The following is a 20,176-nucleotide window of genomic DNA, read 5'->3' as shown; positions in this document are numbered from 1 at the left end:
CACCCGACGGACGCCGTATCGAACACCTGACCCGCAAGCGGCCCTTGCCCGCGCGTGACCGGGACGGAGCCGCGCGGGCGTTGGGTCCCGGTCCCCCTGGATCAGGAGCAGGGGGTGTCGGCGAGCAGTCGTTCGCAGGCGTCGAGCAGGCGTTGCCGCTGTGGCCGTGCCCGCTCGGCGAATCCCCGCTGCTCGGCGGCGTACTCGGCCCGTCCCTCGGGCGTCTCGATCCGAATCGCCCGGTGGCCGAGCGAGCTCAGGTCGTACGGGCTGGCCCGCATGTCCACGGCGCGGACGTCACGGGCCAGCATGAAGCAGTCGGCGACCAGCTCACTGCCCACCAGCGGCGACAGTTTGTACGCCCACTTGTACAGGTCCATGTTGGCGTGCAGGCAGCCCGGCTGCTCCAGCTCCTGCTGCCGCTGCCGCGTCGGCTGCAGGGCGTTGAGCGGGCGAGCCTCGGGGGTGAAGAAGCGGAAGGCGTCGAAATGACCGCACCGCACGCCTCGCTGCTCCACGACCTCCGCGATCTCCTCCCCGCTGAGCCGTAGCGGCCAGGCGCCGTGCCGTACCTCCGCGGCCTTGTAGACCATCGCCCACTCGTGCAGGCCGAAGCAGCCGAGATACGCCGGCCGCGCCGCGGTGGCCGCCAGCAGCCGCGCGATCCACTCGACGGAGGACCTGCGCCTGTCCATCAGCGCCGCGGTGTCGAGCGTGGCTCCCTCGGGGGTGTCGAGGTAGAGGCGGCCGAAGTCGCGTGCCCCCTTGAGCACCACTCCGGCGCCCGGATGCCACTGCCGCAGCCGCGCCGGCGGGTGCCCGTAGTAGGTGAACAGGAAGTCCTCGATGGGGTGGCTCTCACCCCGCGCCCTGCGCGCCAGGTGTGGCGCCGTCCACGCCTCGACCCGTCGCCGGTGAGCCTCCGTCCGAGCCTGCCACACCTCCGGCTCCAAAACCTCCACCGCTGAATGGTACGCGCGGGACGGCGGTGTCGGCTCACGGGTCGTACGGCGGGACACCCGCCCAGTCCGGCAGCGGCTCGCGTCTGCTCATCCACTCCGGGGGCAGGCGGCCGGCGGCGCCCGAGGCCGCGACGATGCCGCCCACGATGGCACAGGTGGTGTCGACGTCACCGCCGGCTGCCGCGGTGGTCCACATGGCCGCCTCGAAGTCATGCCGTTCGCGTGCCGTCACCCAGAGCGTGAAGGGAACCGTGTCGTGCGCGCTGACCCGCCGCCCGTTCCCCAGCACCTGGGCGGCGAGCACGGGATCCCTGACGGTGAGGAGGCCGCGGGCCTCGGCGATGCCCTCCCGGACCATGCTCGCGGGCACGTGTTCCCCGACCCGGTCGAGAAAACGTCCCGGAGAGAGGCCGGGTTCCCTGACGGCCGTCGCCGCGGCCACGGCGACGGCGACGGCGCCGGCCACCGCTTCCGGGTGCGTGTGGGTGACCCGCGCCGACAGGGCGGCCTGGCGGGCGACTTCCGCGAGGTCCTCGGCGAGCCACGCGCCGAGCGGCGCCACTCGCATCGCGGCGCCGTTGCCCCACGAGCCCTTGCCGTCGAACAACTCGGACGAGAGGGCCCGCCAGTCGCCTCCCTCACGGATGAGGCGAAGCATCCGATTGGTGGCCGGGCCGTATCCGCGGTCGAAGTCGTGACGGGCGGCGAAACCCGCGGCGAGCGCGTCCTGGTCGACGACACCGTGATCAGCCAGGACGCGGTAGACGGAACACGCCATCTCGGTGTCGTCGGTCCACTGCCACGGATCAGGCGGAAGCAGACGACCGGAGAGCGCGTGACCGTTGGCCGGGACGAAGAACTGGGAGCCGAAGGCGTCGCCGAGGGCCAGGCCGTGCAGAGAGGCCGTGGCGCGTTCGAAAGGGTGGATTGTCATCTCCTTCATTGTGAGGCGGAACTCCACGCCGCGCCCCGCCCATTCGGCGACCGGGCGGCCGTCGCCCCGGTGTTGAGCCCCGGTGTTGAGCCCCGGTGTTGAGCAGGGTGGACACACGGAAACGCGGGAACCCTGCTCGGACTTCTCTCAGAAGTCGCCCCACGTGGTGTCGTTTCCGGCGCCCCTGTCCGGGGGAGCCGGGGATTTCCGCGAAACCGCGGTCAATCCGTTCCGTGCGATCACGAAAGCTCGCGGGACGGATCGAAAGCGGGCTACCCCTCCGTCTCCGAGGCGGGCGACTCCGCTTGCTCCATGATCTGCGCGGTCAGAAAGCACGTGATGGACGCGAGCACCCAAACCGCACCGATGCCTATGCCGATCCATCCGATCACGATCAGGCTCTCATAGGACGCGTCGGCTTCCGGCGTGATCTGGGAGATGGTTCTCGCCCGCTCGAGGAGCCTCGCCTTCCACCGCTCGTCCTGCAGGTACATCTGCGCACCGGCGCTCACGGCGAGAACCAGACAACCGATCCCCATGAGAACGCGACCGATTTCCCGAAGAACCACGGCTTTCCTCTCTTGAACAAGGACGGGGCGGCAAGCGAATACTTCTCATCATGACGTCGGACAGCACCGGGCGGAGGGGCGGCGCGAAACTCGCCCTGCTCGGCATCATCTGGTTCACAGGCACACCGCTTCTCGGCGTGCTGGCGTTCACATTCGGCTTCTCCCTGATGGGCGGCACGCCGAAGAACGCGCAACTCGCCGCGGTCCTGGCGGTCGCCGCCCTGGTGCTGGGCTTCGGGGCGCCGGTCGTCGGCCTGCTCGCCGCCCTCGCGGCCCGCAACAGGAGCGGCGTCTGGGTTTACGGGATGATCGTGACCGCGATCGGGATCCTGGCCGTCGCCGTCCTGCCCAGGAGCGACGGCCCGGCCTACCGTGAGGACCCGCCTGTCTGTACGGCGCCGCCCGACAGAGCGGTGGGCGTGCCAGGCTGCTGATCGGCGGGGAGGGACGACGCGGGCGCGCAGGGACGCCTCGTCGGGTTCGAGGTCGCTCCGGCTCCCGCAGGATCGCCTCCGGCGCCGTGCCCTCCGGAGGGGCGGAGTGTTTTCGGTCGTTCGACTCCGTTCAATATGATCGACCGAAATACCGAACCAGCCGGGGAAGGCACCGATGTCCGAATACGAGTTCCCGGAGACCCTGATCGCCGCGCAGCGCGCCTACTGGGCGGCGGACGCGCACGCGCAGGAGGTGACGGACGCCCTGCCGTCGTCGATCGCGGTACTGGCGGGCGAGGCGGAGGTCTCCGAGGAGCAGCGCGAGCGGCTGGCCGAGGCGCGCGAGCGGCGCCTGGAGGCACTGGAGGCGCTCAACAGGCACCCGTGGTGGGCGACGGTGGACGGCAGGCACGCCGCGTGGAAGGCGCTGCAACAGGCCGCGAAAGCCTGAGCGCCCGAGCGACGTCATTTAAAGTGAACTTTTTTCACAATCAATTTCCTTGTCAATTCACGCCATGATTTGATTTATCGCCCGCATAGGTCTTTCATGGCAGTGATCGGCATTGTTCCGGAGCGGCACCGGAGCCGGGACAAGCAGCTCACATGCGGTGTCCGACTCCGTTCCCGATTTCCGTGCCCCTTTTTTCACCCCCGGTTCGAGAACGGAGCACGAAAATGGCCTACGAGATCCACGGCAGGTCGGGGTCGCCGGTGACGGTCCACTCCGCGAAGGACCCCGGAGCGGCTCCGGTGGCCAAGGTCGGCGTGACGGTCCGCGTGTTCGTCCTCGAGACGCAGCCGGGCTGGCGGCAGGTCCGCCTGCTTGAGGGCGGCGACGCGGGAAAACGGGGCTGGGTCAGGGAGGCCGACGTCGCCGCGGCGCGGAACGGCATCCTGTCCACCGAGGACGAGTTGCACGCGCTCTTCGCGACCCTGCGCGAGGCGCGCTTCACCGCGCCCGACGGCACGTCCGCCCCCATCCCGTACCGCTACCCGGCCGACGGGTGCTTCGCCCGCGCCGAGGTCATGGCGAACATGCTCGCGCTCTCGGGCTACCAGGTGGACAAGGTGTTCGCCATCGCGGCGGGCGGACTGCGCCTCAACACCCCCCACGGCGGCGACCAGCCCGGTTTCGGCGAGCGTCTCCAGGTGGGGTGGTGGTATCACGTGGCCCCGATCGTGTACGTCCCCTCCGGCGGCCCCAAGCCGGAGCCGGTGCTGCTCGACCCCTCGGTGTCGGACGGGCCGACGAGCATCGGCGACTGGGTCGGGAAGATGACCACCGGCCCGATCGAAGCGGAGATCGGCTACGACCAGCTGCGCCAGCGCCTCCTGGTGTCGAAGGCGTATCCGGCCGACCGCACGCTGGTGGTGCGGGCCGGGCCCACCGTCTACGCGCCGCCGCTCGCGACCGACCCGGCCAAGACGGTGGTCGCCACGCCCGGCAACGTCGCGCAGGAACTGGCGGGCAGGGCACGGCTCGTCCCGGCCCACGACGTCGTCGCCGGTCTCGACCAGCTGTTCCGCCACTGTCACGACACCTGGCTGACCAACGAGAGGACGCGGAGCCTGCCCGTGCCCTATCCGGGATACACCGCCGAGCTGAACACGCTGCGAGGCCTGATCGGGGCGCTCACCCCCGAGCACAGGCTCTACATCAGGACCGCCTTCCCCAAGTTCTTCGCCGACTGGGGCAACACCTTCGTCGGCAGCGGAGCCGAGAACGACTTCGGCGCGCTGAGGGCCCTGCTGGCCGCCTGACCTCTCCCTCGGCCTGGACGCGCACGGTGGAGGGCTTCCTGGCCCGTCCCGCCGTGCCCCCGCCGTGCCCGACCCTCCGGTCTTGCTCCGTGCTCCGCCCGGAGCAAGGCGTCAGGGACTCGGCGGGAGAGCGAGGTCGAACGAGACGCCTGTCTCGTCGCTCAGGCGGAGCGCGCCGAACAGGGCCGAGTAGGGCTTGATCCCCCACCGGCTCTGCGTGACCGTGGCGGAACCCCGCAGACGGCCTTCGAGCAGCCCTCCCTCGAGCGTGACCGGCCGGGTGACGCCGACGATCGTGAGATCGCCCTCGACGCGGAACGCCTCGGCGGCGCCGTCCACCCGCGTGGAGCGGAACGTGATCGTCGGATGCCTGGCTGTGGCCAGGACCTTCTCCCGGATGTTCTTCACGATCTCCCCGCGATCGGAGTCGCTGAGCGGCTTGACGCCGCCGATCCCCTCGCGGACCTCCAGCGACGTGGCGTCCACCTCGACGGTCACCGAGGAACGGGCCGGGTCGGCGGCGTCGACGACCGCCTCGCCGTGCCAGCGGGCGGCCTCCAGCGTGAGGTCGTGCCCGGCCTTCGCGCCGAGCCCGGTGCGGGTCGTCCGCACCAGCAGCCTGCCGTTCTCCGGTCCCAGGGAGTATGTGCCGGTGACGATGTCCACCGATCCAGGTTAACCCGCCGCCCCGCGTTCTCCCGGCCCGGGCACGGGACGGGATTGACGCGGGGCGACGGGTCGTTCTTCCCGCCCTGGTGACGCCGCCTTCCGATCAGGAGGCGACCAGGGATTCGACCTCCAGCCTGACCTGGTGGTCCCCGAACGGCTGGCCCTGCACGAGCGCCGCGCCCAGCGGGGTGAGCGTGTGGAAGACCTCGTTGGACTTCCGGCGGGTGGTGATGAGGCCCGCCTGGCGCAGGATGGCGGTGTTCTGGCTGGCCGCGGCCGCGGAGATGCCGATCAGCCGGCCGAGTTCGCTGGTGGTGTAACTCTTGGTGAGCGACTTGAGAATGCGGGCGCGCGTGTTGCCGACCAGCGCGCTGAGCGCCTGCTCGCTCGCCTCCGGGGTGTTCCATATCCGCGAGGCGGAGGCTTTGTCCAGAGTGGTCGGATAGATGAGCAGCGGCGGCGCGTACGGGTGGTCGGGGCTGGATATGACGGTCAGCCTGTCGAACAGGAAGAGCGACGGCATGATGAGCAGGCCTCGACCCTCCAGGTGGATGTCCTGCCCCATGGGGGCGTCGACCTCGAGCACCGGCGCATTCCACGCGACGCACGGGTGGAGCGTCGAGAACAACGCGTCCACACCCCCGTTGAGCAGGACCTCTCCCCTGAAGATCCGGTCGGCCTCCAGATAGTCGTGAATGGGCTTCCCGTACGGAGCCAGCGCCACCTTGTAGAACTCGTTGACGAGCGCCGTCAGTTGGGTGTCCCCGCCCCAATGCGACGTCAGCTTCAACTCGAGAGGCTCCGATGTCCCCTTGGCCGGCGGCAGCAGCTCGTAGCCGAGCCGCGCCGAACGCGCCAGAACCGCCATGGCGTGGGCGCGCGTGCCCAGCCGTCGGCGGATGGAACGGTGCCAGGCGCCGAAGAAGGCCCCTCCCGTTCCGCGTCTTATCAGCTCCATGGCGAACAGCGTCTCCGCGACGGACTGCTTCGCGGTGACGATTCGCGTCTGGGCCAGATCCTCAACGGTGAAATAGATGCGGTTCACTGCACCCCTCGCCCACCGGCGCCGGCCACCCGTGCCCATGGACACCGGCCGCAGGCCGCCCGGAACGAGCGCCCGCGCTGAGCGGGAAACGGAACTGAAGGCGACGAATGTGATTCACCCAGCGATGTTCTCAACTGCCACTACCCCCTGGTTGGCGTCGGTTCTCACTATCCCGGCCGTGGAGTCGGCCGGAGCTCCCGGTTCACGTGGTGCCGTAGACGGAGATTGATCACCAGCTGAGCGCACATTCTTCAGGTTTCGGCCATGCAACCGCAACGAGCTTAAGGTGTCCCCAAAAAACCCTGGTTACCCCGTGAACCACCCCGTGAAGAGCTGTTTTATCGGCGCTCCCGACATTCTGCGTTTCCCCGGTCGCACAGCGTCACCGATTTCGTGCGACAAAATTCAATTCTTTCAGGAACTTGAAAGGATATTCGGCGGCCCGCCACGGGCCGGAGCGGACGGAGCCCCCGCCCACCGGACGGCCGCACGGCACGTCGTCGACCACGGAAACCGCCGAACGCGGCTCTGGCACCCCCGATCCAACGCGCTCCCCGAATTCCAGCGCTCGCTCGCCGCCCCGGGAGCCGGGCACGCCTTCAACCTCCGCATTCCGCGAACGACGAAGCGGAATACGGCCGCAGATTGATCCCGCACGGCATGACACAGCCCTGACACGCGGTAAGGCGTCACAGAGCGGCGGTTCTCGCACCGGAAACGGTGAACGGAACCTCTTCGCATCTGCAGTTTGCCACGCCTTGCACTCTGTCCGCTATAACCACTTTTACATAGGGCGCCAATGGTGAACATTCCGCACTCTGCGCATGAACAGCCGTGAAAAACTCCTGGTCAGTGACCATGTGAACCCCCGCGGCCTGACGCCGGAAACCGTGGCGGCGACCAGACCGTCCTCACCGGTCCCGCCGCGCACGGCGAGACCGATCCTCCCCCGGCCTTACCCCGCGGGCCAGGAGGCGTACCGTCGCAGGCCGTACAGCAGCGGCCTGGCCGTCTCGGCTCTCCTCGGTTCGTGCTCGGTGTGGAAGACCGCGCCGAACACCACGGCGTGGTCGCCGACGACCTCCGCCTGTCTGATCTCGCAGTGGGCGACGGCGTGGGCGTCGTCCGTGAGGTACGGTCCGCCGGCCCCCTGCCCGACCGACCAGCGCACGGAGTCGAACCTGTCCGGGGCGCCCGAGGCGAACAGCTCGGCGGCGGCCCTGGCGCGCTCGTGCAGCAGGTTCACCGCGAAGGTCGAGCGCCGCAACATCGCCTCCAGTGTCGGGCTGCCCCGCCTCAGGCACACCAGCAGCACCGGCGGCTCCAGCGAGACGCTGCAGACCGACGAGCAGGTCATTCCCCAGGGCCTGCCGTCGAGGTCCACGGTGGTGACGATGGTGACCCCCGCGGGCAGCGCCGACATCAGCAGGCGGAACTCGGCCGCCCCGACCCCGGGGCCCCCGGCGGCCGGAGCTCGGCCGCCGGAGCCCGCTCTCACCGGCTCGCCCTCTGCTCGGGCGGCAGGCCGTGCAGGTGCGCGAAGTAGCCGTACTGCGTCGGCAGCCGATCCACCAGGTAGCGCGCCTGGTCGCGCACCGCCTGGAACTCCTTGGCCGCCGCCGTCCCGTCGAGGAGGCCGAGCGCGGGCGGAGCCGGCGTCCGCAGCCCGCCGAGCCCGAGCAGCATCACCGCGTAGGAGTAGGGCTCGAACCCGTGGTAGTAGGGGAAGATCGTCTCACTGTTGGGCAGCCGCGCCTGCCACTGCTCGAGGCGGTCGGCGAGGTCGTCGGGCAGCCGCCTGGTCTTGGTGTCCCGCCAGTACTGGTTGTCCTGCCTGGCCGCCGCGTAGTAGTGGAGCACGAGGAACTCGCGCACGCCGTCCATGACGTTGGCGACCTGCCGGTTGTAGGCGGCGCGCAGCCCGTCGTCCCACGTCTCCGCGGGGAAGTTCTTCACGAGCTGCTCGATGCCGTTCTGGATGAAGAAGATCCCCGTCGACTCCAGAGGCTCGACGAACCCGCTGGCCAGCCCGATGGCCACGCAGTTCTTGACCCAGGAGTTCTCGCTGCGGCCGATGCGCATGCGGATGTGGTTGGCGGACAGGTCGTCGGCCTCCGGCCCGACGAACTCGCGCAGGGTCCGCTCGGCCTCCTCGGCGTCGCAGTACTGGCTGGAGTAGACGTAACCGGTGCCGACCCTGCCGAACAGCGGGATCGTCCAGATCCAGCCGGCGTCCTGCGCCGTCGCCGTGGTGCAGGGCCGGATCCCGTGCGTCGCCATGTCCCTCGGCACCCGCAGCGCCACGGCCCGGTCGTTGGGCAGCGTGTCCTGGTAGGACAGGAACGGCTCGCCGAGCGCCGCGTTCAGCAGCATCCCCCGGAAGCCGGTGCAGTCCACGAACAGGTCGCCGTGCAGTTCGCCGTGCTCGCGGGTCACGACGTGGCTGATCCAGCCCCGGTCGTCCAGCTTCACCTCGAGCACGTCGTCCAGGACGTGGCGCACCCCCCGCGCGGTGGCGTACTTGGTGAGGAAGCCGGCCAGAAGCGTGGCGTCGAAGTGGTAGGCGTAGGGGAACTGCGTGTCCTGCTCGGTGAGCGTGCTGCGGTGCATCCGCCCTGCGGCGTCGCCGGCGAACTCCCGCTCGAACAGGGTGCCCTCGAGGTGACGCGGAGAGCTCATCGCGTCGCACAGCGCGGGGATCACGAAGCAGTCCTGGTCGAACCGCGACCCCGGGGAGGTGTGGAGCCACCACTCGGGGAGCGTGAAGCCGTCCACGGCGCGCATCCGCTCGAAGGCGTGGTAGAAGTGATGCCCCCGCTCGCGCCAGTTCTCGAAGCGGATCGCCAGTTTGTAGGTCGCGTGACACTCGGGCATCCACTCGCGCTCGTCGAGGCCCAGGTATTCGAAGAAGTGGCGGACGGTGCTGAAGGTGGCCTCACCCACGCCGATCGTCGCCACGTTCGCGGACTCGACGAGCGTGACCGATACCTGGTCACCGAATGCGGCGGTCAAATAGGAGGCCGTCATCCAGCCCGCGGTGCCGCCACCCACGATCACAACGTTTCTGGGCATTATCTGACCTCTCCCGTGATCGAATGCAGGGCTACGGATAATGCAAATCAGGATTATGCCGAACTTATCATTCAGCCTCCCCGGGGGTGAATAATTTAAGCTCCCGCGCAAAGACGCACTTCACACTTACCCGACGCCCGCCCGCCCGGCGGGCAATGCATAACCAATGCTTGACGGCCATGCACACGCTGACTACTTTGGCCGGGGTGAGTAACAGGGGAGCATAATCCGGCGCCGTACGCCCGTCCTCCCTGAATTCGTCGAGAGCTTCCCTCGATTGCTCACCACGCATTCGAATCAATGGAGGACTCCGTGAATTCTGACGGTTGGAAGCCATGTGAACTGGACCCCGCGGGCGCGGGCGTCGCGGCGAACGCGGAGGGTCTCGTCGACTGCCTGCGGGCGGCGGGCGACCTCGGCGACCTGCTCGCCCGGGAGAAGGCCGTGGTCTTTCGCGGCTTCGGCGTCCAGGAGCACACCCTCGACCAGGTGATGGACCTTCTGCTGCCCAACCGGCTGGCCTACGTGCACGGGAACTCCCCGCGGACCAAGGTCGGCAAGAACGTCTACACCTCGACCGAGTACCCGCCCGAGTTCACGATCTCGATGCACAACGAGCTCTCGTACGCCAGACGCTGGCCGGCGCGCCTGCTGTTCTTCTGCGCCAAGGCCCCGGCCACCGGAGGCGCGACCCCCGTCGTGGACGGCGCGCGGTGGCTGGAGGCACTGGACCCCGAGGTCAGGCAGGCGTTCGCCGGAGGCGTCCGGTACCTGCAGAACCTGCACGACGGGTACGGCTTCGGCAAGAGCTGGCAGGACACCTTCGAGACCGACGCCCGCGAAGAGGTCGAGGCGTTCCTCGCCGAGTCGGAGGCGGACTGGAAGTGGAGGCCGGACGGCGGCCTGTGGGTGAGCCAGCTCCGCCCGGCCACCGTCCGCCATCCGGTGACCGGCGCCGAGGTGTGGTTCAACCAGTTCGACCAGTGGCACCCCGCCGGGCTCGGCGACGAGACCGCCGCCGAGCTGAGCGCGATCCTCCCCCAGGACGAGCTGCCGCAGTCGGTGACCTTCGCGGACGGCTCCCCCATCCCGGGCGAGTACGCCGTGCAGGTGCGGGACCGGGGGCTCGAGGCCGCGGTCGACGTCGACTGGCGGGAAGGCGACCTGCTGCTCATCGACAACGTCCTGGTGGGGCACGGACGACGTCCCTTCACCGGCGCGCGCCGCGTGCTGGTGGCGATGTCCGACTGACAAGACGACGACCAGGGGAGAGATTCGATGGAGAAGTCTGCCAGCCACGACCGGTGTCCGGTCAGACCGCTGTCGGAGGAGGAACGCGAGGAGCGCGCCAGGCTGACGAACGGCGAGCCCGTCGCCGACTTCGGCGCCAATCCGTTCGTCAGCTACCTCGCCGACGACATCCTGCTGTCCCTGCAGAACCCGCGGACCAAGGAGTTCAGCGAGCCCGCCTTCCTGATCATGAGTCAGGTCGTCGAGCTGCTGTTCAAGCTGGCCCACACCGAGGCCAGACAGGCCCGCGACCTGCTCGACCTCGACGACGTCGCCGGGGCGCTGTGGGTGTTCCGGCGGCTCTCACGCGTGCAGAACGTGCTGACCGACACGTGGGAGGTGCTCAGCTCGCTCAGCCCCGTCGAGTACGGGGCCTTCCGTGACCAGCTGGGCGAGGGGTCGGGGCTGCAGTCCTCCATGTACCGGCACCTGGAGTTCATCCTGGGCAACAAGAACGAGGCGATGGTGACCCCGCACCGCGGCGACCCCGCCGTCCACCGGGAACTGCGCCGCGCCCTCGGCGAGCCGAGCCTCTACGACGCGGCCCTGCGGCTGCTGCGCAGGCGCGGGTTCCCGGTTCCCCAGGACTGCGCCGAGCGTGACTGGGCGCTGCCGTACGAGGAGCGGCAGGAGGTGGCCGACGCGTGGCAGCTCGTCTACCAGGACCCCGACCGGCACCTGGAGCTGCACCAGCTCGCCGAGGCCCTCGTCGACATCGCCTACGACTTCGGCAGGTGGCGGGCCGCGCACCTGCTCACCGTCGAGCGCCTGCTCGGGTCCAAGGCCGGCACGGGGGGAACCAGCGGCGTGCGCTGGCTGCGGCGCGTCGCCGAGCACCGATTCTTCCCCGAGCTCTGGCTTGTGCGGAGCGGCATCTGATGTCCGCCCCGATGATCGAGGCGACCGAGATCCGCATGGTGTTCGGCGAGGTCAAAGCTCTGGATGGGGTGAGCCTCCATGTGCCGGAGGGTGAGGTGCTCGCCCTCCTCGGACACAACGGGGCGGGCAAGACCACGCTGATCAACATCCTCGCCACCCTGCTGCCGCCGACCTCCGGCACGGCCAGGGTCGCCGGTTTCGACGTGGTGAGCCAGGCCCGCGAGGTCCGCCGGCACATCGGGATCACCGGGCAGTTCGTCGCCGTGGACCGTGAGCTGTCCGGCACGGACAACCTCGTGCTCATCGCCCGGCTGCTGGGGGCGGGCAGGCGCGAGGCGAAGGCGCGCGCCGAGGAGCTGCTGGAGGTCTTCGAGCTGACCCACACGGCCGGACGGCCCGCGCGCACGTACTCGGGAGGCATGCGCAGGCGGCTCGACCTCGCCTCCAGCCTGGTCGGCCACCCCGACGTGATCTTCCTCGACGAGCCGACCACCGGGCTGGACCCCACCGGCAGGCTCGGCCTGTGGGAGATCGTCGAACGGCTGGTCAAGGACGGCACCGCCGTGCTGCTGACCACGCAGTACCTCGACGAGGCCGACCGGCTCGCCGACTCCGTCACGGTGCTCTCCGGCGGGAAGATCGTCGCGGCCGGCACCGCCTCCGAGCTCAAGGCCGGGGTCGGCCAGCACACCGTGCACGTCACGCTGACCGACCAGGCGCACACGGCCGCGGCCGTGGCGTCGCTGGAACGGGCGGGGCTGCTTCCCGTGGCCGACGAGGAGAGCGACAAGGTGAGCGTCGCCGTGGAGGCCTCGACCGACCTGGCACGAGTGGTCCGCGCGCTGGACGACGCGGGCGCCACGGCGGCCGAGATCGCCTTCACCCAGCCCACCCTCGACGACGTCTACCTCTCCCTGGCCGCGGGCCGGGTTAGCTGATCATGCTGGAGCTCCCATGACCACCGTTCCCGTCTGGCGGGGAAGCAGCGCCTTCACCCAGTTCACCGTGCTGACAGGGCGTGCCCTGCGCACGGTCGTGTCCAGCTGGCAGGTGACCGTGCTGGGCCTGCTGCAGCCCGTCTTCATGCTGCTGGTCATCAGCGAGGTGTTCGGCAGCATGGCGAACCCGGCGTACTTCCCCCAGGGAGTGCGGTACATCGACTATCTGATGCCGGGCATCCTGATCACGACGGGCATCGGGCCCGCCGTCTCCGCGGGCGTGGGTCTGATCAAGGACCTGGAGAACGGCGTCATGGCCAGGTTCCGCTCGCTGCCCATCGGCATGTACTGGGTGCTCTTCGGGCGCGGCGTCGCCGACCTCGCCCGGGCCGCCGTGCAGATCCTGGTCATGTTGCTCGGCGCGGTCGCGCTGCTCGGCTTCTCCCCTCCCGGCGGGGTCCGCGGCATGGCCTTCGCCCTGCTCATCGCCCTGTTCGTGACCTGGTCCCTGGCGTGGACGTTCATCGCCCTCGGGGCGTTCACCCGCAGCGCGGAGGTCATGCAGGCCGTCGGCTTCCTCGCGGTCTTCCCGTTGACGTTCGCCTCGAGCGCCTTCGTCCCCCTGGACGTGCTGCCGGGATGGCTGCAGGCGGTGGCCACCGTCAACCCGCTGAGCCACGCGGTGAACGCCTCCCGGCATCTGACGCTCTCGACGGCGGGAGGCGCCGAGGTGCCCGTGGCGCTGCTGGCCAGCCTGGTGCTGGCGGTGCTCGCGCAGTTCGTCGCGATGGCCGGGATACGCCGCAAGCCCCTGACCGCGTGACACGTCACGACCCCACACCAAGCCGTCCGTAAAACGTCGTACACCGACCAGAAGGAGTGAAGATGAGCAACCCGTTCGAGGACCCAGAGGGCGTCTACCTGGTGCTGGTCAACCACGAGGGCCAGCACTCCCTGTGGCCCGCCTTCGCCGAGGTTCCCGCAGGCTGGGAGACCGTGCTGACGGACGCCACCCGGCAGGAGGCGCTCGACTACGTCAACGAGAACTGGACCGACATGCGGCCCAAGAGCCTTGTCGAGGCCATGGACGGCCCCGCAGGGTCGAACTGACGGTCCGGAGGACGACACGATGCCTGTCATCTCGGTCAACGGGATTCGGCTGAACTACAAGGACACAGGCTCAGGCGAGCCCGTGCTCATGGTGATGGGCACCGGCGCGGGGCACCGGGTGTGGGAGCTGCACCAGGTGCCCGCGCTGGTCGAGGCGGGCTACCGGGTGATCACTTTCGACAACCGCGGGATCCCGCCCAGCGACGAGTGCGCCGAGGGCTTCACCGTGCACGACATGGTCGGCGACGTGGCCGGCCTGATCGAGCGGCTGGGGATCGGGCCCTGCCGGGTGGTCGGCACGTCGATGGGCGCCTACGTCGCGCAGGAGCTGGCGCTCGCCAGGCCCGAGCTGGTCAGGCAGGCGGTGCTGATGGCCACCCGGGGCCGCAGCGACACGGTCCGCTCCGCGCTGGCCGTCGGAGAGATCGAACTGGGCGACAGCGGGGTGGAACCGCCGGCCCGCTACCGCGCCGCCGTACAGGCCCTGCAGGTCCTGTCGCCGTCGACGCTCAACGACGACCTTCAGGCCAAGGACTGGCTGGACCTGTTCGAACTGACCCTGTCGAGGGGGCCGGGGGTGCAGGCGCAGCTGCGGCTCGATCCGATGCCCGACCGGCTGGACGCCTACCGGAGGATCGGCGTGCCCTGCCTCGTGATCTCCTTCGCCGACGACCTGATCACGCCGCCGCACCACGGCAGAGCGGTCGCGGAGGCGATCCCGGGAGCGATCCACGAGGAGCTGGCCGCGTGCGGCCACTACGGCTACCTCGAGGATCCGGCGGGGGTGAACAAGCGGATCCTCGCGTTCTTCGAACGCGACGCCCCGGCGGGCGGACACCCATGACCGCGCCCCGGGTGGCGATCGTGGGCGCGGGTCTGGCGGGCTCCCTCATGGCCGTCCTGCTGGGCCGGCGCGGCTTCCACGTCGAGGTGTACGAACGCAGGGGCGATCCCAGACAGGGCACGGCCGAGGAGGGGGCTCGCTCGATCAACCTCGGTCTGTCCCGCCGCGGCCTCAAGGCGCTGCGCGAGATCGGGCTGCTCGACTCGCTTCGGCCCCGTACGGTGCCCATGCGCGGCAGGGCGGTGCACCGGCCCGACGGCCAGATCGACTTCCATCCCTACGGCACGAACGACGACCAGATCCTGCACTCGGTCATGCGCGGCGACCTGAACGTCGCGCTGATCGAGCGGGCCCTGTCCTTCGAACGCGTCCGCTTCCTCTTCCGCACCGCCTTCGAACGCCTGGACAAGGACAAGGGGATCGCCTACCTGACCGACGAGGAGACGGGCGAGGAGCTCACCGTCGCCGCGGACGCCGTCATCGGCGCCGACGGGGTCTTCTCCGCGGTCCGCCGTGAGATGCAGCGGGGGGAGCCCGCCGACTACCGCCAGGAGTTCCTCGACTGGGGGTACAAGCAGCTCACCATCCCTCCCGCGGCCGACGGCTCGCCGCGCACGCTTCTCGAGGCGTTCCACGTGTGGCCCGGCTCCGAGCGGATGCTGATCGCCCAGCCCAACCACGACAACTCCCTGACCGGCACGCTGTTCCTCCCGTTGAGGGGCGAGGGCGGCTTCGAGGCGCTGACCTCCCCCGCGACGGTCGAGAGGTTCTTCCGCACGCACTTCCCCGACGCGCTCGGCCTGATGCCCGACCTCGTGAGGGAGTTCGCGGCCAACCCGGTCGGGACCCTGGTGACGGTGCGCACCTCGCCGTGGAGCCACGGCGACAAGGCGGTGCTCGTCGGGGACGCCTGCCACGCGGTGTATCCCTTCTACGGCCAGGGCATGAACGCCGCCTTCGAGGACTGTCTCCGCCTGGACGCCTGCCTGCGCACCCACCCTGACGACTGGGCCACGGCGTTCCGGCGGTATCAGGAGAGCCGCAAACCGCACACGGACGTGCTGGCCGACCTGTCGGCCGAGCACTTCACCGAGCTCCGCGACCGGCTGCGCTCGCCGCTGTTCGCCCTGCGCAAGCAGGCGGACGTGGCGCTCCACGGCCTCTTCCCCGAGCTCTGGCAGCCGCTGTACACCATGGTCTCGCACACCACCATCCCCTACGCCGACGCGCTCGAGCGCGCCCGGCGTCAGGAGCGGGTGCTGAGAAGGGTGGGAGGCGGCGCGGCGGCGCTCGTCGGCCTTTCCGCCGCCTGCGCCGTCACCTGGGCAGCCGCCCGCCGCCGTCATGGTCGCTGACGACCGGCGGCAGGTCCGCGACGTCCGTCTCCGCCCGCGTCCCGGCGGACCCCTTGGCGCCTCTCCTGGCACCCGTGCCGCGCCGCCCGCCCGAACGGGCGCCGGCCAGCCTGACGGCGACGAACAGCACGACCGCGAGCACCGTCAGCACCAGCACGATCCGGGAGAACACACCGACGTAGCCCTCGACGACCCCCCAGTTGTCCCCCAGGAGATATCCCGCCATCACCAGCACCGAGTTCCAGATCAGGCTGCCCAGCGCGGTGAGTCCCAGGAAGACGGGCAGGCGCATCCGCTCGACCCCGGCCGGAATGGAGATCAGGCTTCGGAAGATGGGGATCAGCCGCCCGAGGAACACCGCCTTCGTGCCGTGCTTGGCGAACCACGCCAGGGTGCGGTCCACGTCGGCCACACGCATGAGGGGCATCCTCGCGACGATCGCCCGGATGCGGTGGGGCCCCAGCAGGGCGCCGAGCAGGTAGAGCACGAGCGCCCCGGCGACCGATCCGGCGGTGGTCCACGCCAGCGCGGCGAACAGGCTCATCCTCCCCTGGCCCGCGGTGAACCCCGCCAGGGGGAGGAAGACCTCGCTGGGCAGCGGGGGGAACAGGTTCTCCAGCGCGATCGCCAGGCCCGCGCCCGGCGCGCCCAGCGAGTCCATCAGGTCCACCACCCAGCCGACGACTCCCCCCGAAACGGCTGGGTCTGCCGAAAACGCGACGTTCACCTGTTCCTCCCACCCCTGTGCCGTGACTTTCCACGACCGTACGGGCGAACAGAGATCGTCCACATTGAACGATCGGCATGACCCCCCTTTACCTTCGTAAGTTCCTCGCCCCGGGGGACGGCCGGTGACCGGGTGCGAGGCGGCGCGTTCACCCGGCCGGCGCGCCGGACACGTGAGGCCGGCCAGGCGTCGGAGATCGTCTCCGCCGCGGTGACCGTCGAAGGCCGCCGCAGTGACCGTTGAAGGGAGTCACAAGACATGTCCGACCTCGACTTCGCTCTCGCCGAAGGGGCTCCGCCCGTCCTCCGCGTGACCACGGAGTCACCGCGGCAATGGGTGAGCAAGCACCGCGAACGGCTGCGAGCCGCCGTCGACGAACACGGAGCCGTGCTGGTGCGGGGCCTGGGCATCCGCGACGCCGCGCAGGCCGCCGGGGTCAGCCGGGCGCTGGCCGCCGAGCTGCTCCCGGAGCGCGAGGGCTTCGCGCCCCGGGACGGCCACGGCGACCGCGTCTACTCGTCGTCGAAGTGGCCTCGCGACCAGCCCATGTGCATGCACCACGAGCTGAGCTACGCGATGGAGTTCCCCGGGCTGATGATCCTCTCCTGCCTGCGCGCGCCCTCCAGCGGAGGCGTGACGGCACTGGCCGACGCGCGCGCGGTCCTCCGCGATCTTCCCGGTGACCTCGTCGCCCGTTTCGAACGCGAGGGCTGGCAGCTGCTCCGCAGCTACAATCCGCTGGTCGGCGTGGCCTGGACGGAGGCGTTCGGCACCACGGACCGGGCCGAGGTCGAGCGGTACTGCTCCGACAACCACATCCGGTTCCAGTGGACCGCCGACGGCGGCCTGCGCACCCGGCAGCGGCGTCCGGCGGTCGTCACGCACCCGGTGACCGGCGAGCGCTGCTGGTTCAACCAGATCGCCTTCCTCAACGAGTGGACGATGGAGGCCTCCGTCCGGGAGTTCCTGAAGTCGGAGTTCGGCCCGGACAGCCTGCCCTTCACCACCCTGTTCGGCGACGGGGAGCCGCTCGACGAGGAGATCGTGGAGCAGATCAACGACGTCTACGACCGGCACACCCTGCGGGAGCCGTGGCAGGACGGCGACCTGATGGTGGTCGACAACGTCCGCACGGCGCACAACAGGGAGCCCTACACGGGGGACCGGCAGGTGGTCGTCGCGATGGGCGACCCGATACGTCTGGACAAGTGCGACGTCTCCCGGATCTGGGAGGCCGAGCTCTGAAACGCGGCGGGGCCCGGCACGTCCTCGGACGTGCCGGGCCCCGCGGCGTTCCAGGCGGTCAGCGTCCGCCGGACTCCGCCACCTCGACGCGGATCATCCCGCACGCCTTCTCCAGCGCGTCGGCCACGTCCTCCCGGGAACGGCCACGCGCGATCACGTGCCCGATCCTGCCGTAGGCGTCGCGGGGCGGACGCACCGCCTGGCCGGGGATCGCGGTCACCGTCACCCTCTCGATCCCGGTGACGGCGCGCGCGTCGTCGACCCCGGTGACGCGTTCGAGCAGGCCCTCGCCGTCGGGCATGAGGAAGCGGATCCCGGCGCAGCCGTCGAACCCCTCCGGCAGCGCCGGGACGAACCCCGCGGCGTAGCGGATCTGGCTCTCCAGCAGGTCCACGCCGGTGGTGAGACGGAACAGCTCGGGGATCATGCCGCCCGCCAGCCTGGGGTTGATCTCGACGATCGCGGCGCCCTCGGGGGTCAGCTTGACCTCGGTGTGGCCGGGTCCCCTGCGCAGACCCGCCGCCGACAGGGCGGCGCGCACCGTGGCGGCCATCTCCTGCGCCGCGTCGGCGGGCAGGCCGGCGGGCACGAGGTGCCGTGACTCGACGAAGCAGGGCGCGCCCGTGACGCTCTTGTCCACGATGCCGACCAGGAGGTGCTCGCCGTCCAGGCCGAACGTCTCGACGCTGTACTCGGGGCAGTCGAGGTACTCCTCGACCAGGGCGGCGCGCGCCGTCGGCTGGCCTCGCCCGTTGACGGTCACCGCCACGATCTCGGCGACCTGCGCCGCCGCCTCCTCGGGGGTGTCGCAGCGGCGCACACGGCTCGACCCGGAGTCGTCGACCGGTTTCACCACGCAGGGAAGGCCGACGCGGAGGGCGGCCCGGGCCGCGTCCCCGGGGTCGCGCACGACCTCGAAGGCCGGTTGCCGCACCCCGGCCTCCGCCAGCGTACGGCGCAGCCGTCCCTTGTCCCGGCAGCCCGCGACGGCCTCGGGGTCCTCCGCGGCCAGCCCGAGCGCCCCGGCCAGCCGCGCCGCCGTCGCCAGGTAGAACTCGCTCGTCGTGGTGACGCCCGCGACGGTGTGCGGGTCGCAGGCCCGGCCGAGCGCGCCCAGGAGGTCGTCCAGGTCGTCGGTGTCGCAGCGCACCGCCTGGCATCCGGTCTCCTCGAAGCCCGCGTAGCGTCCCGGGTCCGCGGTGAGCAGGAGCGGCTCGTACCCGAGCCGCCTGGCCACGCCGAGCGCCAGCATCCCGGTGCCCGTGGTGTTGGACTCGACGAACACGAACCTCGGCCGCGGGTCCTCCTCGCGGGTGTGCGCGTAGGACCAGGCGGAGACCGGGGTCCCCATGACCACCTGGCGGGGTCTGGCCGACAGGGGGCGCTCGGACAGGTTCCGCTCGGCCCAGTAGTCGTCGTCGTGGACGGTGGCGGTGTAGCGGTCGCCCCTGTCGGGGAAGATCCCCACGATCCTGGTTCCCGGCTCCGCGCGGCGCGCGAGCTCGCCGAGCACCCGGTACACCGAGCCGGAGGTGTTGCCCGCGAACAGCTTCTCCTCGCTCGCCAGCTCCCTGGTCGAGGAGAACGCCTCGTGGTCGCTGAGCCAGTGCACCTCGTCGATCAGGTCGTGGTCCACGTTCGGCGGCCGCAGGCTGTTGCCGAGCCCGCTCTGCAGCCGCTGCGGCCAGTCGGGCTGCCCGAAGATGACGCTTCCGACGCAGTCGACGCCGACCACGCGCAGATCGGGCAGCGACTCCTTCAGGACCCTGGAGGTGCCGCACAGGGAGCCGCCGCTGCCGACGGACCCGACGACGACGTCGACGCGGTCCAGGTCCGCCAGGAGCTCGGCGGCCAGCGTGCGGTAGGCGCCGGGGTTGTCCGGGTTGTCGTACTGGCGGGGCCAGAACGCGCCGGGGTGCTCGTTCATCAGCTCCGCCAGCCGCGTGAGCCTGGCGCCCTGCCAGCCCCGCTCGTCCATCTCCTTCACCACGTGCACCGAGCAGCCGAGCGCCTTCAGCTTCGCCAGCGTGATCGGGTCGATCCGGGGGTCGGTGACGATGTGGACCGGATGGCCGAGCGCGGTGCCGACGAGCGCGACCCCGAGCGCCATCGTCCCCGACGAGCTCTCCACGACGGGCGCGCCCTCGGCGAGCTCCCCGCGCGCGCGGGCCTGAAGGATGATCTCCTTGGCGACCCGGTCCTTCATCGCGAAGAGGTTCTGCATCTCCAGTTTGGCGTAGACCTCCACGCCCCGCTCCCTGCCCGTCCTGAGACGGACCAGCGGGGTGCCGCCAATCGCGTTGATCACGTTCTCGCTCAGCATGTGTCGCCCCTCGGCGGTC

20 protein-coding genes are annotated in these 20,176 nt (G+C 70.3%); 11 read left to right on the top strand and 9 right to left on the bottom strand.

Annotated elements, in window-relative coordinates:
* Nucleotides 1–101: 101 nt before the first annotated feature.
* From PKF00_RS28220 to PKF00_RS28210, 3 genes are all read right to left on the bottom strand, one after another.
* Nucleotides 102–962, bottom strand: coding sequence for a 3-methyladenine DNA glycosylase (locus PKF00_RS28220; protein WP_271220688.1), 861 nt, complete (start codon nt 960–962; stop codon nt 102–104).
* A 34-nt stretch (nt 963–996) separates the two neighbouring features.
* Nucleotides 997–1,896, bottom strand: coding sequence for an ADP-ribosylglycohydrolase family protein (locus tag PKF00_RS28215; protein WP_271220687.1), 900 nt, complete (start codon nt 1,894–1,896; stop codon nt 997–999).
* Nucleotides 1,897–2,168: 272 nt separating this feature from the next.
* Nucleotides 2,169–2,465 carry a hypothetical protein gene (locus PKF00_RS28210; RefSeq protein WP_271220686.1) on the bottom strand — a complete coding sequence of 99 codons (297 nt, stop codon included), beginning with the start codon at nt 2,463–2,465 and terminating at the stop codon, nt 2,169–2,171.
* 50 nt (nt 2,466–2,515) lie between these two features.
* On the opposite strand from PKF00_RS28210, the gene PKF00_RS28205 reads away from it, so the two are divergent.
* From PKF00_RS28205 to PKF00_RS28195, 3 genes are all read left to right on the top strand, one after another.
* Nucleotides 2,516–2,899: a hypothetical protein gene (locus PKF00_RS28205; RefSeq protein ID WP_271220685.1), complete on the top strand. Its 384-nt coding sequence runs from the start codon at nt 2,516–2,518 to the stop codon at nt 2,897–2,899.
* 175 nt (nt 2,900–3,074) lie between these two features.
* Nucleotides 3,075–3,350, top strand: a complete 276-nt coding sequence (locus tag PKF00_RS28200) for a DUF8825 domain-containing protein (protein ID WP_271220684.1) — start codon at nt 3,075–3,077, stop codon at nt 3,348–3,350.
* 224 nt (nt 3,351–3,574) lie between these two features.
* Entirely contained in the window at nt 3,575–4,660 is a 1,086-nt protein-coding gene (locus PKF00_RS28195) for a protein-glutamine glutaminase family protein (RefSeq protein WP_271220683.1), read from the top strand.
* 111 nt (nt 4,661–4,771) lie between these two features.
* Here the strand turns inward: PKF00_RS28195 and PKF00_RS28190 are convergent, their stop codons facing one another.
* From PKF00_RS28190 to PKF00_RS28175, 4 genes are all read right to left on the bottom strand, one after another.
* Nucleotides 4,772–5,326: a YceI family protein gene (locus PKF00_RS28190; protein WP_271220682.1), complete on the bottom strand. Its 555-nt coding sequence runs from the start codon at nt 5,324–5,326 to the stop codon at nt 4,772–4,774.
* Between the two features lie 106 nt (nt 5,327–5,432).
* Complete coding sequence (locus PKF00_RS28185) at nt 5,433–6,374, bottom strand: ArsR/SmtB family transcription factor (RefSeq protein WP_271220681.1); 942 nt, start codon at nt 6,372–6,374, stop codon at nt 5,433–5,435.
* 955 nt (nt 6,375–7,329) lie between these two features.
* On the bottom strand, nt 7,330–7,872 hold the full coding sequence (locus tag PKF00_RS28180; protein WP_271220680.1) for a flavin reductase family protein: 543 nt from the start codon (nt 7,870–7,872) through the stop codon (nt 7,330–7,332).
* A complete protein-coding gene (locus PKF00_RS28175; protein WP_271220679.1) occupies nt 7,869–9,446 on the bottom strand; it encodes a tryptophan halogenase family protein in 1,578 nt (525 codons plus the stop codon). Before PKF00_RS28175 ends, PKF00_RS28180 begins: the two co-directional genes overlap by 4 nt.
* Before the next feature lie 312 nt (nt 9,447–9,758).
* On the opposite strand from PKF00_RS28175, the gene PKF00_RS28170 reads away from it, so the two are divergent.
* From PKF00_RS28170 to PKF00_RS28140, 7 genes are all read left to right on the top strand, one after another.
* Nucleotides 9,759–10,697: a TauD/TfdA family dioxygenase gene (locus PKF00_RS28170; protein WP_271220678.1), complete on the top strand. Its 939-nt coding sequence runs from the start codon at nt 9,759–9,761 to the stop codon at nt 10,695–10,697.
* Between the two features lie 27 nt (nt 10,698–10,724).
* Entirely contained in the window at nt 10,725–11,615 is an 891-nt protein-coding gene (locus PKF00_RS28165; protein ID WP_271220677.1) for a tryptophan 2,3-dioxygenase, read from the top strand.
* A complete protein-coding gene (locus PKF00_RS28160; RefSeq protein ID WP_271220676.1) occupies nt 11,615–12,553 on the top strand; it encodes an ATP-binding cassette domain-containing protein in 939 nt (312 codons plus the stop codon). The genes PKF00_RS28165 and PKF00_RS28160 overlap by 1 nt, the downstream gene beginning before the upstream one ends.
* Before the next feature lie 16 nt (nt 12,554–12,569).
* The gene (locus tag PKF00_RS28155; protein ID WP_271220675.1) at nt 12,570–13,376 is read left to right on the top strand and encodes an ABC transporter permease; all 807 of its coding nucleotides are present in this window, start codon (nt 12,570–12,572) and stop codon (nt 13,374–13,376) included.
* A 62-nt stretch (nt 13,377–13,438) separates the two neighbouring features.
* Complete coding sequence (locus PKF00_RS28150) at nt 13,439–13,663, top strand: MbtH family protein (protein ID WP_271220674.1); 225 nt, start codon at nt 13,439–13,441, stop codon at nt 13,661–13,663.
* A gap of 19 nt (nt 13,664–13,682) precedes the next feature.
* Nucleotides 13,683–14,507: an alpha/beta fold hydrolase gene (locus tag PKF00_RS28145; protein ID WP_271220673.1), complete on the top strand. Its 825-nt coding sequence runs from the start codon at nt 13,683–13,685 to the stop codon at nt 14,505–14,507.
* The gene (locus PKF00_RS28140) at nt 14,504–15,862 is read left to right on the top strand and encodes an FAD-dependent oxidoreductase (protein WP_271220672.1); all 1,359 of its coding nucleotides are present in this window, start codon (nt 14,504–14,506) and stop codon (nt 15,860–15,862) included. The genes PKF00_RS28145 and PKF00_RS28140 overlap by 4 nt, the downstream gene beginning before the upstream one ends.
* On the opposite strand, the gene PKF00_RS28135 is transcribed toward PKF00_RS28140, so the two are convergent.
* A complete protein-coding gene (locus PKF00_RS28135) occupies nt 15,825–16,589 on the bottom strand; it encodes a DedA family protein (RefSeq protein WP_309298440.1) in 765 nt (254 codons plus the stop codon). The two genes, PKF00_RS28140 and PKF00_RS28135, sit on opposite strands and share 38 nt — an antisense overlap.
* Before the next feature lie 258 nt (nt 16,590–16,847).
* On the opposite strand from PKF00_RS28135, the gene PKF00_RS28130 reads away from it, so the two are divergent.
* Nucleotides 16,848–17,834 (top strand): TauD/TfdA family dioxygenase, encoded by a 987-nt coding sequence (locus PKF00_RS28130; RefSeq protein ID WP_271220671.1) that lies wholly within the window; start codon nt 16,848–16,850, stop codon nt 17,832–17,834.
* Nucleotides 17,835–17,892: 58 nt separating this feature from the next.
* On the opposite strand, the gene PKF00_RS28125 is transcribed toward PKF00_RS28130, so the two are convergent.
* Entirely contained in the window at nt 17,893–20,157 is a 2,265-nt protein-coding gene (locus tag PKF00_RS28125; protein ID WP_271220670.1) for a pyridoxal-phosphate dependent enzyme, read from the bottom strand.
* Nucleotides 20,158–20,176 lie beyond the last annotated feature (19 nt).

It is taken from the genome of Streptosporangium carneum (genome assembly GCF_027922005.1).
Lineage (GTDB): Bacteria > Actinomycetota > Actinomycetes > Streptosporangiales > Streptosporangiaceae > Streptosporangium > Streptosporangium carneum.
Note: the sequence above shows the minus strand (reverse complement) of the source record. Positions and strands in the feature narration are given on the sequence as shown.